15 protein-coding genes are annotated in these 14,576 nt (G+C 32.5%); 8 read left to right on the top strand and 7 right to left on the bottom strand.

Features of this window, described 5'->3' with window-relative positions; translation table 11 throughout:
- Positions 1-40: 40 nt before the first annotated feature.
- The 3 genes from WHD54_RS04210 to WHD54_RS04200 all read right to left on the bottom strand — a co-directional run bounded on the left by WHD54_RS04210 (position 41) and on the right by WHD54_RS04200 (position 4,354).
- A complete protein-coding gene (locus WHD54_RS04210) occupies positions 41-2,443 on the bottom strand; it encodes a sodium-translocating pyrophosphatase (protein WP_088324428.1) in 2,403 nt (800 codons plus the stop codon).
- 208 nt (positions 2,444-2,651) lie between these two features.
- A complete protein-coding gene (locus WHD54_RS04205; protein WP_088324429.1) occupies positions 2,652-3,182 on the bottom strand; it encodes an inorganic diphosphatase in 531 nt (176 codons plus the stop codon).
- 188 nt (positions 3,183-3,370) lie between these two features.
- Complete coding sequence (locus WHD54_RS04200) at positions 3,371-4,354, bottom strand: pyruvate dehydrogenase complex E1 component subunit beta (protein WP_088324430.1); 984 nt, start codon at positions 4,352-4,354, stop codon at positions 3,371-3,373.
- 214 nt (positions 4,355-4,568) lie between these two features.
- Between WHD54_RS04200 and WHD54_RS04195 the strand changes: the two genes are divergently transcribed.
- The 6 genes from WHD54_RS04195 (at position 4,569) to WHD54_RS04170 (ending at position 10,359) form a co-directional block, all read left to right on the top strand.
- Positions 4,569-5,315 carry an electron transfer flavoprotein subunit beta/FixA family protein gene (locus tag WHD54_RS04195; protein WP_088324431.1) on the top strand — a complete coding sequence of 249 codons (747 nt, stop codon included), beginning with the start codon at positions 4,569-4,571 and terminating at the stop codon, positions 5,313-5,315.
- An 82-nt stretch (positions 5,316-5,397) separates the two neighbouring features.
- Positions 5,398-6,354, top strand: a complete 957-nt coding sequence (locus WHD54_RS04190) for an electron transfer flavoprotein subunit alpha/FixB family protein (protein WP_088324494.1) — start codon at positions 5,398-5,400, stop codon at positions 6,352-6,354.
- 158 nt (positions 6,355-6,512) lie between these two features.
- On the top strand, positions 6,513-7,127 hold the full coding sequence (locus tag WHD54_RS04185; protein ID WP_088324432.1) for a bifunctional nuclease family protein: 615 nt from the start codon (positions 6,513-6,515) through the stop codon (positions 7,125-7,127).
- A gap of 21 nt (positions 7,128-7,148) precedes the next feature.
- Positions 7,149-8,855, top strand: coding sequence for a nucleoside transporter C-terminal domain-containing protein (locus WHD54_RS04180; RefSeq protein WP_088324433.1), 1,707 nt, complete (start codon positions 7,149-7,151; stop codon positions 8,853-8,855).
- 137 nt (positions 8,856-8,992) lie between these two features.
- A complete protein-coding gene (locus tag WHD54_RS04175) occupies positions 8,993-9,817 on the top strand; it encodes a thymidylate synthase (protein ID WP_088324434.1) in 825 nt (274 codons plus the stop codon).
- A 53-nt stretch (positions 9,818-9,870) separates the two neighbouring features.
- Positions 9,871-10,359: a dihydrofolate reductase gene (locus WHD54_RS04170; RefSeq protein ID WP_088324435.1), complete on the top strand. Its 489-nt coding sequence runs from the start codon at positions 9,871-9,873 to the stop codon at positions 10,357-10,359.
- On the opposite strand, the gene WHD54_RS04165 is transcribed toward WHD54_RS04170, so the two are convergent.
- The gene (locus WHD54_RS04165) at positions 10,356-10,790 is read right to left on the bottom strand and encodes a DUF6146 family protein (RefSeq protein WP_088324436.1); all 435 of its coding nucleotides are present in this window, start codon (positions 10,788-10,790) and stop codon (positions 10,356-10,358) included. The two genes, WHD54_RS04170 and WHD54_RS04165, sit on opposite strands and share 4 nt — an antisense overlap.
- Before the next feature lie 95 nt (positions 10,791-10,885).
- Here WHD54_RS04165 and WHD54_RS04160 point away from each other — a divergent pair, with 95 nt between their 5' ends.
- A complete protein-coding gene (locus tag WHD54_RS04160) occupies positions 10,886-11,449 on the top strand; it encodes a DNA-3-methyladenine glycosylase I (protein WP_088324437.1) in 564 nt (187 codons plus the stop codon).
- Positions 11,450-11,474: 25 nt separating this feature from the next.
- Here WHD54_RS04160 and WHD54_RS04155 read toward each other — a convergent pair whose 3' ends face one another.
- Positions 11,475-11,681, bottom strand: coding sequence for a hypothetical protein (locus WHD54_RS04155; RefSeq protein ID WP_088324438.1), 207 nt, complete (start codon positions 11,679-11,681; stop codon positions 11,475-11,477).
- A gap of 126 nt (positions 11,682-11,807) precedes the next feature.
- Here WHD54_RS04155 and WHD54_RS04150 point away from each other — a divergent pair, with 126 nt between their 5' ends.
- Positions 11,808-12,194, top strand: coding sequence for a nucleoside triphosphate pyrophosphohydrolase family protein (locus WHD54_RS04150; RefSeq protein ID WP_088324439.1), 387 nt, complete (start codon positions 11,808-11,810; stop codon positions 12,192-12,194).
- Positions 12,195-12,206: 12 nt separating this feature from the next.
- Here WHD54_RS04150 and WHD54_RS04145 read toward each other — a convergent pair whose 3' ends face one another.
- Together WHD54_RS04145 and WHD54_RS04140 are read right to left on the bottom strand one after the other, a co-directional pair.
- Positions 12,207-12,668, bottom strand: coding sequence for a DMP19 family protein (locus WHD54_RS04145; protein WP_088324440.1), 462 nt, complete (start codon positions 12,666-12,668; stop codon positions 12,207-12,209).
- 74 nt (positions 12,669-12,742) lie between these two features.
- Positions 12,743-14,560 carry a Xaa-Pro dipeptidyl-peptidase gene (locus WHD54_RS04140; RefSeq protein WP_088324441.1) on the bottom strand — a complete coding sequence of 606 codons (1,818 nt, stop codon included), beginning with the start codon at positions 14,558-14,560 and terminating at the stop codon, positions 12,743-12,745.
- Positions 14,561-14,576 lie beyond the last annotated feature (16 nt).

Here is a 14,576-nt window from a genome sequence, read left to right as displayed (position 1 = left end):
TTCTCATGTGAGAAGGCTTTTTTAGTATATCTATACAATTTTATTCTTCTTTGTCTTGTTTTTTGATAACATTTACAGAAGTTATAGTACCAGCTTTTGCTGCAATATCCTCAATTTCTGAAATTGTACCCTCTACCTTTTTAACAGTACTTGTTTTTTTACCATTTACGGTTTTTGTTGTGGTAATAGTTGCTGCTAATAAATTTGAATTTGTTTCATTAATTACAATATTTACCTCACTCTCCTGAACGTTAGCGTTACTTTCATCTAAAGAGTGTCCGCCTAAAATAGGTGCAATTACCAAGCCAATTAAACAAGTAAGCTTTATTAAAATATTCATTGATGGTCCAGAAGTATCTTTAAAAGGATCTCCAACAGTATCTCCAGTCACTGCAGCTTTATGGGCATCAGAACCTTTATAAGTCATTTCTCCATTAATTTCTACACCCGCTTCAAAAGATTTTTTTGCATTATCCCAAGCACCACCTGCATTGTTTTGAAATATTGCCCAAAGTACACCCGAAACGGTAACACCAGCCATATAACCACCTAGCATTTCTGCAATTGCTAAACTATCCATTCCAAAAATCATTGGAACAAAGGCAATAATTAGTGGAAATCCGATAGTTAAAAATCCTGGTAACATCATTTCCTTTAAAGATGCTTTTGTAGAAATAGCCACACATTTATCGTATTCTGGTTTGCCAGTTCCTTCCATAATTCCGGCAATATCTCTAAATTGTCTTCTAACTTCTTCTACCATTTCCATAGCTGCTTTTCCAACAGCATTCATTGCCAATGCAGAAAAAACAACTGGAACCATACCACCTACAAATAGCATAGCTAATACAGGAGCTTTAAAAATATTAATTCCGTCTATTCCTGTAAACGTAACATAGGCTGCAAATAAAGCTAATGATGTAAGTGCTGCAGAGGCAATGGCAAAACCTTTACCAGTTGCTGCAGTTGTATTTCCAACAGAGTCTAAAATATCTGTGCGTTCTCTTACAATTGGTTCTTGTTCGCTCATTTCTGCAATTCCACCGGCATTATCAGATATCGGACCAAATGCATCTATAGCTAATTGCATTGCTGTAGTTGCCATCATTGCTGATGCTGCTAGTGCAACACCGTAAAAGCCTGCAAACGCATAAGAAGCCCAAATGGCACCTGCAAATAATAATACAGAAGGAAAGGTAGATATCATCCCTGTGGCTAAACCTGCAATAATATTAGTTCCTGCTCCTGTAGAAGATTGTTGCACAATTTTTAAGATTGGTTTTTTGCCTAATCCTGTGTAATATTCAGTTACTGAAGATATAACAGCACCAACAATTAAACCAACTAAAGTTGCATAAAAAACTCTCATTGATGATATTTCTTGTAATCCTTCACCAAAAAATTCCATTTGCATTGTTTCTGGTAGCATCCACATAACAAGTCCGAAACAAGAAAGCCCAACTAAAAAAATAGAAGTCCAATTCCCTTTATTTAAAGCACCCATTACTTGTTCTTCTTTTGCATCATTATTGCTAATTTTTACTAGCATAGTACCAATTATTGATATAATGATACCAGCACCAGCAATAGCCATAGGTAATAAAATTGGTCCTATGCCACCGAAGTCATCAGAAATTGAACCACCCATATCTTTTATTACATAATTTCCTAAAACCATTGCAGCCAAAACTGTAGCCACATAAGAGCCAAACAAATCTGCTCCCATACCAGCAACATCTCCTACATTATCTCCAACGTTGTCTGCTATTGTTGCAGGGTTTCTTGGGTCGTCTTCTGGTATTCCTGCTTCTACTTTACCAACTAAATCTGCCCCAACATCTGCAGCTTTAGTGTAAATTCCACCACCTACTCTGGCAAATAGCGCTATGGATTCTGCACCTAATGAAAACCCTGCCAATGTTTCAAGCACTATAGTCATATCCATAGTATTGGTCCAAACTCCGTCCATAAATACATGAAAGAAAGCTATAAAGAAACCTGTTAAACCTAGTACTGCTAAACCTGCAACTCCCAATCCCATAACAGTTCCACCACCAAAAGATATTTTTAGTGCTTTAGGTAAACTTGTAATTGCTGCTTGTGTTGTTCTTACATTTGTTTTCGTAGCTATTTTCATACCAATATTTCCTGCATAAGCAGAAAAAATAGCGCCAAAAATAAAAGAAATTACAATTAAATAACTTGTGGTAGGAACAAAGAATGCGACTATAGCTAATAGGATACTTACTATAAAAACAAAAAATGATAGTAAACGATATTCTGCACTTAAAAAAGCCAAAGCTCCTTCGTAAATGTGGTCTGAAATTTCTTTCATTTTACCGTCTCCTGCATCTTGTTTCATAACCCAAGATTGTTTAATTGCCATGTAAATTAAACCTAAAATAGCCATTGCAATTGGCATCCAAATCATCAGTGATTCCATATATTATTTTAATTAAATTAGTTTATAATTTCGTAAATGTAGTAAAATCAATTTAAAGTTAGAAATATTTTAAAATTCACATTTTAAGATTGTTTAATTATGAAATACACAAGTAATTGAACTTTTTTGTATGTATTGATTTTTTTGGGTAAAAAAAAAGCTCTTTAAGGATTTCTTAAAGAGCTTTTAAAATGTACTTTATAGTCTATTAAATTTTAAAATTGTTTGTTTTTTTATGTTCGCTGTTTTCGTAACGACTCACACAATCTTTATAAATTTGTTTAGCTTCTCCAGCATCACCCCAAGCACCTAAGTCTACTTTTTTCTTTTCTAAATCTTTGTAAACTTTAAAAAAGTGTTCTATTTCTTTTAGTCTGTGAGGGTTTAAGTCAGAAAGATCTCCTTTATCATTCCAAATAGGATCAGAAACTGGTACACAAATAATTTTTTCATCCGGTCCTTTTTCGTCTGCCATATGAAATACTCCAATTGGTTTTACTTCAACAACACACATTGGAAAAGTAGGTTCGTGACCAAGTACAAGAACATCTAATGGGTCTCCGTCTAATGCAAGGGTTTCAGGAACAAAACCATAATCTGCAGGATACATCATCGAAGAGAATAACATTCTATCGAAACGTATTTTGTGCAAATCAAAATCGTATTCATATTTGTTTCTACTTCCTTTAGGTATTTCGATTAAAACATCGAAAGTTATATTTTCTTTGTGACTACTCATACGTCTAATTTTCTATTAATTTTGCTGCAAAAATAACAAATAGATTGTTTTTTTGGGTATAATTTGATGTCTATTTGTTTGCTATTTGTAAAGTTTTTATGGCTGCAACAAGCGTGATTTTTATTCATTAAAAAATCCTCTTTTCAAAGTGATGAAAAAAGGATTTATTTGTTAATATTATTGTATTACTATTTCTTAATATACATTACTTCTTTTACAGCATTTACAACATCATTGGCATTCGGTATCCATTTTTCTAATAATACAGGAGAATATGGAGCAGGCGTATCCGCCGTAGTAATTCTTTTAATTGGAGCATCTAAATAATCAAATGCCTCATCCTGAATTCTGTAGGTAATTTCTGATGCAACACTTGCAAAAGGCCATGCTTCTTCTAGTACTACCAATCTATTTGTCTTTTTTACAGACTTAATTATGGCAGCATGATCCATAGGTCTTACCGTTCTTAGGTCGATAATTTCTACAGATATATTTTCTTTAGCTAGCTCATCAGCAGCTGTGTAGGCTTCTTTAATTATTTTTCCAAAAGAGACGATCGTTACATCAGTTCCCTCTCTTTTAATATCGGCAACACCAATAGGAATAAGATATTCACCTTCAGGAATTTCCATTTTATCACCATACATTTGCTCAGATTCCATAAAAATAACTGGATCGTCATCTCTAATAGCAGCTTTTAAAAGACCTTTTGCATCATAAGGATTCGAAGGAACAATTACTTTTAAACCAGGAGTGTTTGCAAACCAGTTTTCAAAAGCCTGAGAATGCGTAGCACCTAACTGACCTGCAGAAGCAGTGGGACCACGAAAAACAATTGGACAATTAAATTGACCACCAGACATTTGTCTAATTTTTGCGGCGTTGTTTATAATCTGATCAATTCCAACCAAAGAGAAGTTAAACGTCATATACTCTACAATAGGTCTGTTACCATTCATGGCAGAACCAATTGCAATTCCTGCAAAACCTAGCTCAGCAATCGGAGTATCAATAACTCTCTTTGCACCAAACTCGTCTAACATTCCTTTACTTGCTTTGTAAGCACCATTATATTCTGCAACTTCTTCACCCATTAAGTAAATGCTCTCATCTCTGCGCATTTCTTCACTCATGGCCTCGCAAATTGCTTCTCTAAACTGAACTGTTTTCATCGAACTGTAAGTTGTATAATTTTAATAATGTGCAAAAGTAAGGAAATAATTGTCAATTTTTTTATTCATTTTTAGAAACTCATTAAATTTTAACCTTTCTTTTTTTCAATCGTTTTCGAAACTGTTAAATATTTAAAAATTTATTATGCATGCATAATAAATTTCAAAAAAAAACCGTATTTTCGTGGATGAGAAAAATATAAAATATCAATTTATGAAAATATTAGTCTGTATAAGTCATGTTCCAGATACCACTTCAAAAATTAATTTTACAAACAACAATGCTGAGTTTGATAAAAATGGCGTACAGTTTGTAATTAATCCTTATGATGAGTTTTGCTTAACAAGAGCTATGTGGTTTAAAGAAAAGCAGGGTGCAACTATAACTGTTGTAAATGTTGGAGGAGCAGAAACAGAACCTACTTTAAGAAAAGCATTGGCTATTGGTGCCGATGATGCTATTAGAATTAATACCGAGGCTACAGATGGTTTTTTAGTAGCTAAAGAATTGGCAGCGGTGGTAAAAAATGGAGGTTACGATTTGGTATTGGCAGGGAAAGAGTCTGCAGATTACAACGGACAAATGGTTCCAGGTATGTTGGCATCTTTGGTTGATTACAATTTTGTAAATGCTTGTGTAGATATCGTGGTTGATGATAATTCGGCAACTCTAAAAAGAGAAATAGATGGAGGTAATGAAACTTTAACTGCTAATTTGCCATTGGTTGTTGGTGGACAAAAAGGAATTGTAGAAGAAAAGGATTTAAGAATTCCTAATATGAGAGGTATTATGATGGCTCGTAAAAAACCATTGCAAGTTCTTGAAGCTACAGGAACTGAAGCAACAACTGCTATAACTTCTTATGAGAAACCTGCTGCAAAAGGTCCGGTTAAGTTAGTTGATGCATCAAATTTAGACGAATTAATTAGCTTGCTTCACAACGAGGCCAAAGTAATTTAAATAATAATCTATTCATTAATAATATAGAGAATAATCTTTATAAGAAGGTTTCTATAATTTAATGACAACAAATAATAAAAATATGTCAGTTTTAGTTTTTGCCGATTCAAAAGACGGAAAGTTCAAAAAAACAGCTTTAGAGGTAGTTTCTTACGGAAAAAAAGTAGCTTCACAATTAGGAGTTAATTTAATTGCTTTAACAGTAAATGTTAATGAAACATCTGAGTTATACAATTATGGAGCAGAAAAAGTTTTGAACGTATCAAACAATAGCTTATCAACATTTAATGCAAATAAATATGCAGGCCTTTTAGAGCAGGCAGCAAACAAAGAAAATGCTAGCGTTATAATTATAGATTCTAGTATAGATAGTTTGTACATGGCGCCTTTATTGGCGGTAAACTTAAATGCAGGATATGCTTCAAATGTGGTTGCAGCACCTTCAAATACTGCACCTTTTACAGTTAAAAGACAAGCTTTTTCTAACAAAGCGTTTTCACATACAGAAATACATTCAGCAAAAAAAATAATTGGTTTGGCTAAGAATTCTTTCGGGATTCACGAAAGTTCTGTTGCTGGAACTACCGAAAATTTTGAGGCAAATATAGTAGAGTCTAATGTGGTTTCTACCAATATAGAAAGAGTTACAGGAAAAGTAACCATTGCAGATGCAGATATTGTAGTTTCTGCTGGAAGAGGAATGAAAGGACCAGAAAATTGGGGTATGATAGAGGAGTTAGCAGGAGTTTTAAATGCTGCCACTGCTTGTTCTAAACCAGTTTCAGATTTGGGCTGGAGGCCTCATGGAGAGCATGTAGGACAAACAGGAAAGCCAGTAGCTTCAAACTTATATATTGCTATCGGAATTTCTGGTGCAATTCAACATTTAGCAGGTATTAACGCTTCGAAAGTTAAAGTTGTAATTAATACAGATGCTGAGGCACCTTTCTTCAAGGCAGCCGATTATGGAGTGGTAGGAGATGCTTTTGAGGTTGTACCTCAATTGATAGAAAAGTTAAAAGCATTTAAAGCTGCTTAATTTTAAATTTAGTTCAATTCTACAAAACCTACTAAAAATTTTAGTAGGTTTTTAGTATTTATGCAAATTCAAAAGAAATACACGAATCACTATATAATTTTTAGTAAATTGTGCCCCTTAAAATCAACTTTTAATACTTAATTTTTGTAAAGAAATATATGAGTTTTATTAAATTAACCATTAAAGGAATTTCTTATAGTCAAACTCAAACTGGTGCGTATGCTTTAGTGTTAAGCGAGATAGGTGGGGCTAGAACCTTACCAATTATCATTGGTGCTTTTGAGGCACAGTCTATAGCTATAGCGCTAGAAAAAGAAATAAGACCACCAAGACCTTTAACTCACGATTTATTTAAAACATTTTCCGAACGTTTTTCTATCAATGTAAAAGAAGTGATAATTCATAAGTTGGTAGACGGAGTATTTTTTTCTAGTTTAGTTTGTGAAAAAGATGGAGTAGAAGAGGTGATTGATACAAGAACTTCAGACGCAATTGCTATAGCAGTTCGATTTGAGGCACCAATTTACACTTATAAAAATATTTTAGACAAAGCAGGTGTCTATTTAAAAATAGAAGAAGAATTTGGGTTGTCTAATACCGATATGCGAGAAGAGAACACTTCAGATACGAAAGAGTTGGAAACTTTTGAGGAAGAAAATAAGTTTTCAAATCTTTCTATTACTTCATTAAATGAACATTTAAACAAAGCAGTTTCAGACGAAAATTACGAGTTAGCTGCCCGAATTAGAGACGAAATTAGCAAACGCTCTTAACAATTACATATACATAAATTTATGAAAAATATTTTTTTAATTGCTCTTTGCTTTTTTTCAATCTCTTTTGTTGCTCAAGATGTAAATAAAGAATGGAAGATTACATCGATAACTGATAAAAATCTTACAGAAGTTAATGATTCATTAAAAGTAGTTTCATTTACAGATAATACTTTTACTTTTCCTGATATAGAAAGCGCAGCGCTAGGCTCAGGAACTTATATAAGGCAAAATAATTTATTAATACTCAGTTTTAAACAACCATCTAAGTCATTAAAATACTTTAATATAGTTTCTTTAACTAATGATAGTTTGGTGGTTATGGAAGGAAACATAGAGTATACTTTAGTCTCTAAAAAGAGTAATCCATCAGTAAGCAAATCTGTTAATTCTACAACCACTAATTCAGAAATAATACCAAGTAGCGATTTTACTTTTACAAGTTTTTGGAAAGGGATTTTGGGGATGGTTTCTTTAATTTTTATTGCTTTTTTATTTAGTGCTAATAGAAAAGCAATTAGTTGGAAACGCGTAGGAATAGGTCTGTCGTTGCAATTATTTATTGCTATTGGAGTTTTAAAAGTCCCTTTTATTCAGAATGCGTTTGAACTTGTTGGAAAATTATTTATCGAAATTTTAGAATATACTAAATCTGGAAGTCAGTTTTTGTTTGCAGGTTTAATTTCCGATATGGATTCTTTCGGATATATATTTGCATTTCAAGTATTGCCAACCATAATTTTCTTTTCTGCTTTAACATCGTTATTGTTTTATTTGGGTGTTATACAGTGGATTGTAAAAATGCTTGCCATCGGACTGTCTAAATTTTTAGGTATTTCTGGTATGGAAAGCTTGTCTGTTGCTGGAAACATTTTTTTAGGTCAAACAGAAGCGCCTTTGTTAATTAAGGCTTATTTAGAAAAAATGAATAAATCTGAAATGCTTCTTGTAATGATTGGTGGTATGGCAACTGTGGCAGGCGCTGTATTAGCTGCTTACATTGGTTTTTTAGGAGGCGGAGATAAAGTATTAGAATTGGTTTTTGCAAAGCATTTACTAGCCGCGTCTGTTATGGCAGCACCAGGTGCTATTGTAATTTCTAAAATTCTTTACCCGCAAACAGAACCAGTAAATACAGATGTTACTGTTTCTCAAGAAAAAATAGGAGCTAATATTTTAGATGCTATAGCAAACGGAACAACAGAAGGTTTGCGTTTGGCAGTAAATGTTGGAGCTATGTTATTAGTGTTTGTTGCAGTTATAGCTATGCTAAATGGAGGATTAGGATTAATTGGTAGCTTAACAACTTTAAACGATGTTATTGCTTTAAATACAGCATACGATAAACTGTCTATAGAATTTATATTAGGCTATTCATTTGCACCGCTTATGTGGTTAATTGGTGTGCCAACGGTAGATATGACGTTAATGGGGCAACTTTTAGGAATTAAATTAGCTGCAAGTGAATTTGTAGGATATATTCAGTTAGCAGAGTTAAAAAATGTGGCAAATGTTACCCATTTAACCTATCATAAATCTATAATTATGGCTACCTATATGTTATGTGGATTTGCCAATTTTGCTTCCATAGGAATTCAAATAGGAGGAATCGGTTCTTTGGCACCAGGTCAGCGAAAAACTTTGTCTGAGTTTGGTATGAAAGCACTTATTGGAGGTACTATTGCATCGTTAATGTCTGCAACTATTGCAGGAATGATTATTGGTTAATTTAAAATATAAGATACACTATAATAGTTAATAACTTTTAAATATTATTTCGAAAGCATCCAAACTTAATACGGGTGCTTTTTTTATTTTTACAATCGTTTATATTAAAAACCAGCACACACAGAAAGCCCTTTAAAATGGAACAGTATCATAAATTAGTAAAATACGTTTTAGAAAACGGTAACGAAAAAGGAGATAGAACAGGAACAGGTACAAAAAGTGTTTTTGGTTACCAAATGCGTTTCGATTTAAGTAAAGGATTTCCTATGGTCACCACAAAAAAACTACATTTAAAGTCTATTATACACGAGCTTCTTTGGTTTATAAAGGGTGATACTAATATTAAGTATTTGCAAGAAAATGGTGTAAAAATTTGGGATTCTTGGGCGGATGAAAATGGCGATTTAGGGCCAGTTTACGGACATCAATGGAGGAATTGGAATAGTGATGATATAGACCAGCTAAAGGAGGTTATCAATACACTAAAAACAAATCCAGACTCTAGAAGAATGATGGTTGCTGCATGGAACCCTTCTGTAATGCCAGATACATCTGTTAGTTTTGCAGAAAACGTTGCCAATGGTAAGGCAGCACTTCCTCCGTGTCATGCTTTTTTTCAATTTTATGTAGCTAATGGTAAGCTATCTTGTCAATTATATCAAAGAAGTGCAGATATATTTTTGGGAGTTCCTTTTAACATTGCAAGTTATGCGTTATTTACTATGATGATTGCTCAGGTTTGTGGGTACGAACCAGGTGATTTTATCCATACTTTTGGTGATGCACACATTTATAAAAATCATATAGAACAGTTAGAACTCCAACTGTCTAGAGAGATAAGACCATTGCCAACAATGAAAATAAATTCGTCTGTAAAAAATATTGATGATTTTACTTTTGATGATTTTGAGCTTTTGAACTACAATCCACATCCGCATATTAAAGGAAAGGTGTCTGTATAGCGATTTCCAATTTTTAAGTTAGTTCGATTTTATTTTTACTTTATTTTGTTAATATGATTACAGTTATCGCAGCAATTGCAAAAAATAATGCCTTAGGAAAAGACAACGATTTAATATGGCATTTACCAGCAGATTTAAAACGTTTTAAAAAAGTAACTAGTGGTCATTTTATAATAATGGGTAGAAATACGTTCGAATCTATCGGAAAACCTTTACCAAACAGAACTACTATTATTATTACTAGAAACAAGAACTATACTAAAGAAAATTGCTTAATTGCAAATAGTTTGGAAGAAGCATTGGCATTAGCTAAAGAGCAAAAAGAGGTGTTTATTATCGGAGGAGCACAAATTTATAGAGAAACGATGGCTAAAAATTTAGCAGATCAATTAGATATAACATTGGTTCATGAAAAGTTTGAGGCAGATGTTTTTTTTCCAGAAATAGACTTAAAGATTTGGAAAGAGGTTGCGCGCGAAGATTTTAAAGCAGATAATAAAAATAAATACAATTATAGCTTTATTTCTTATCAAAAAAATTAACGAATTCTATTGGTTCTAAAGCCGCCTCCCAAACTCATTTTGTACTTTCTTTGTGCAAATAAAAAGTAATTAAAAAGTTTATAATTTACTTCGTAGCCATAATCTATAGTCGGCTGATAGTCTATAGAATTTTCGTAAATAGTGTTATTAAATCTGGTTGGATTTTCTGCTCTTTGATTCCAAGTAATTACCCAAGCTCTGTTTCTAGCTTCCATATATTCTTGGCTGTAAAAACCTTCTGGCTCTGCAATACTATTTAAAAAAGCATTGAAACCAACGTCTATAATAATAATTTCATATTCTAGGCTATCATTAGCAATTACTACTGGTTCTTCTTTCGAATTATTTTTTTTAAAAATAGTGTTAGAACTACATGCTGCAATAAAAAACGCGGTTAAAAATAAAACAGTACAATTAGCTAAAAATTTCATAATCAGAGATTTTAATATTCCTAATTTAATAAAAAATAGTGACTTCAGTATCTTTATATTCTAAATTTAACACTATTTTTATAAAAATATAAGTCATGAAACATAGATGTTTTTGGGTTTCAGATAGTCAGTTATATAAAGATTATCACGACAATGAGTGGGGGGTTCCAATATATGATGATGCACTTCTGTTTGAGTTTTTAATTTTAGAAACTTTTCAAGCGGGTGTAAGTTGGATAACTATTTTAAATAAAAGAGAAAACTTTAGGAAGGCTTTTGATAATTTCAATTATCATAAAATAGCCGTTTACCCAGAAAGCAAATACCAGTTATTAATGAGTGATAGTGGCATCATTAGAAATAGCTTAAAAATTAGAAGTGCCATTACCAATGCGCAGTTGTTTATAAAAATTCAAGAAGAATATGGTTCTTTTGCTAATTTTTTATGGGCTTTTGTAGATGGAAAGCCCATTGTAAATAATTTTCAAAGTAAAGAGGATGTACCTGCAAAAACACCATTGTCCGAAAAAATATCTAAAGTATTAAAAAAAAGAGGATTTAAATTTTTAGGACCAACAATTGTATATGCATACATGCAGGCAGTAGGAGTGGTGAACGATCATACCACAAGTTGTTTTAAAAATCATCAAAATTTATAAAAAACATTAAAGTAGTTCTTATACTTTAATGACCAGTAAAATATCGAATAGCCATAAAGGTAAGTACTATTAAGCCACCATACACAATTACTTTTAAACCAGCACCTTTGTAGTATCTTTTATGGTTTTGTAAATCTTTTCGGTAACTATAAATCATTAAAGCTAAAAAAGCAGTAATAAAGAAAATCATAAAAATAATTCTACCTGTTGTAAAATAAGCGCTTAAAAACATTTTTCTATTTTTTATGAAATATTAGCAAAAGTACTTCCATGAATTATTTTATATTGTGCTCTTAATTAACAGAAGTTATCTCATACAAAATTACGAATTATATTATTCTTACAAATACAATTACAGATGAAAAATAAAATAAAAGCAGTACAAGAATTTCATAAAGCATTTGGTGCGGGAATTAAAAATAAACCTACAGCAAACATTGGTGAAGATAGAAATATGCTACGCTTTAATTTAATGAAAGAAGAAAATGAAGAATATTTAGAGGCAGCACAAAATAACGATTTAGTTGAGGTTGCAGATGCATTAGGAGACATGTTGTATATTTTATGTGGTACAATTGTAGAGCATGGGATGCAAGAAAAAATTACAGAAGTATTTGATGAAATTCAAAGAAGTAATATGAGTAAATTAGGCGAGGATGGAAAACCAATTTATAGAGAAGATGGTAAAATTTTAAAAGGACCAAATTATTTTAAGCCAAATATTGCTAAGATTTTAGAGAAATAAAACCCAAAAATATTAATCGAAATGCAAAATGTTAGCGCTAACAAAATCTAATGTTAGTGCAATAATATCGTCATCACTTTTTTCAAATTCAATATCTAAATCGTCCCACAAGTCTAAATTTTCTTTGTGTTGCATTAATAGATATTGCCTTATTTTATGGTTTTTTGGAACAGGTATTTCAGGAAATAAATAAATAGCTTTTGTAAGTATATCTACAGTTTTTTCTGCATTAATTGCCAAATATGCTTGAAATATTTCATGAGTAAATTGCCCGGATGTATTAAAAAAGAATTGAATAAAACCGCCATTATTTACATGATGCTCTAAAATATCTATATAAATAAACGTTTTTTCATATTCATTAAGTTCGTCGAAACAGTCTCTTTTTGAGATTTTTTTTCCTATTATTTCTCCAATTCTTTTTATTTTATCGGTGTCTTTATGCAATAATAAAGCTATTTCGGTTGAGGTCATTTATTATATTAATTTATAATTAAAAAAATAAGGGCTTCGTTCGAATACCAAAGCCCTTATTTATTCTATTTTGTTTATTTAGTTGCTTTCTCAAAAGCTAATTTTCCACCAACTATAGGTATTTTAAGGGTTGTGCCACTTAAGTCTACAGTTAATTCGGTACCAGGTTTTGGTAAAATTGTATGTTTATTATCACTAGAAAATATTAACAAACCAATTTGTTGTCCTTTCTTAATAATTTGATCATCTGGCTGAAGCTCAAATGTCATCTCATAAAATTTTCCCTTGGTAAGAGGTTTGCTTTTTGTGAGTGATTTATAATTTTGTAAATCTGCCCAACCTTTAGTAATTATATTATCAGTAATTTTTGTTTTTCTACCCTCGTTCCATGGTAATGAAACCAAATAAACAGACAAGTTAACTGCCTCTTTAGAGCTAGCAGCTTTTATAGAAATACTTGCGGTACCAGAAATATGAATATCTTCTTTTAAGGTAGGAGTAACGTATAATAATCTATGATTTGTATTGGGAGCTTTAGCCAAGGTTTCTGCAGAAAAAGAATAATTGTCTACTAAAGTTTCTTTGGCATTATTTAGTTCTTTATCAGTTGTTAATTTTCCTGCTGTTGGTGCACCTGCCACTAAGTGGAACTGTACACTTTTCGCATCCGGATTTGGGTATTCTGTGTATGGTGTTGGTTCATTTGGGGTATCAGTTTCTCTAACAATCCAAGCTTTTGCATCTTTTTCAACATTATTATTAATTCTGTGTAAGTATTTTGTAAACCAACGATTCATCATTTTTAGTGGTGGTGGACCGCCATGACCATATTGGTGATAGTAAATTTGGGTAGGTAATCCCATTTCAGATGCTTTTTTGTAAATTCTGTAGCTATGTTCTGGCATTACATTCCAATCATTAAAACCATGAGACATTAAAAGTGCAGCTTTCATTGGTTTCATGTCGTTAAGATAATCTCTGCCAGCCCAAAAATCGTTGTAATCTCCGGTAATCCTGTCCATTCCATTAGCCATTTCGTTGTCTCTCACTACGCGGTTATTTCGTGGTCTGTTTTCTTCTTTTCCACTATGAATAAAATCATACAAAACATCGATATCTTCACCTAGATATCCGCCAGGAGATCTTACCAATCCATTAGAGCGATAGTAATGATAGTAAGAGGTATTTGGAGCCACAGGTATAATAGCCTCTAAACCATCTACACCAGTTGTAGCAGCTGCTAGTGGTATAGTTCCGTTATATGAAGTACCTGTCATACCTACTTTTCCGGTACTCCAAAATGCAGTAACTGTTTCGTTTCCTTCTCTAGAAGTATAGCCTTTTGCACGCCCATTTAACCAGTCTATTACTGCTTTTGGAGCAAGAGATTCGTTGTCTCCACCTACAGTTGGCGAGCCATCTGATAAGCCCGTTCCGGGTGAAGAGGAATGTACAACTATATATCCTCTCGGAACCCATGTTTTTATTTGAGAGTTTGATATTATTGGTCTTTTACCTCTTCTTTTCACTTCTACACGTGTTCTAGGTTTTTCCTTAGCGCCAATTTCATGCTTAACGTCCCAAAATAGACCTGGTACATTTCCTGCGGTTCCAGCATAATACGGACTCGATTCGTAAACCACAGGTAGTTTTAATCCTTCTGTTTCTGTTTGAGCAGGTCTTGTAACAGATACATGCATTCGGTCTAATTTTCCGTCGCCATCAGAATCGAAAGTGGTTTCTACCCATAAATCGTGACGTAACCATTTGCTTTCATCTTCAAATTCAGGTACAATTTGTGCTTCTCCATCTTTAAAAATTGGTGTTACTTTTTCTTGAGCAATTATAAATGTATAACTCATTAAAATTGCTATAAATACTATTTTTTTCATTGATTATTTTTTTTAG

The sequence above is a fragment of the Polaribacter tangerinus genome, from assembly GCF_038024095.1.
In the GTDB taxonomy this organism is placed as follows: Bacteria; Bacteroidota; Bacteroidia; order Flavobacteriales; family Flavobacteriaceae; genus Polaribacter; species Polaribacter tangerinus.
Note: the sequence above shows the minus strand (reverse complement) of the source record. Positions and strands in the feature narration are given on the sequence as shown.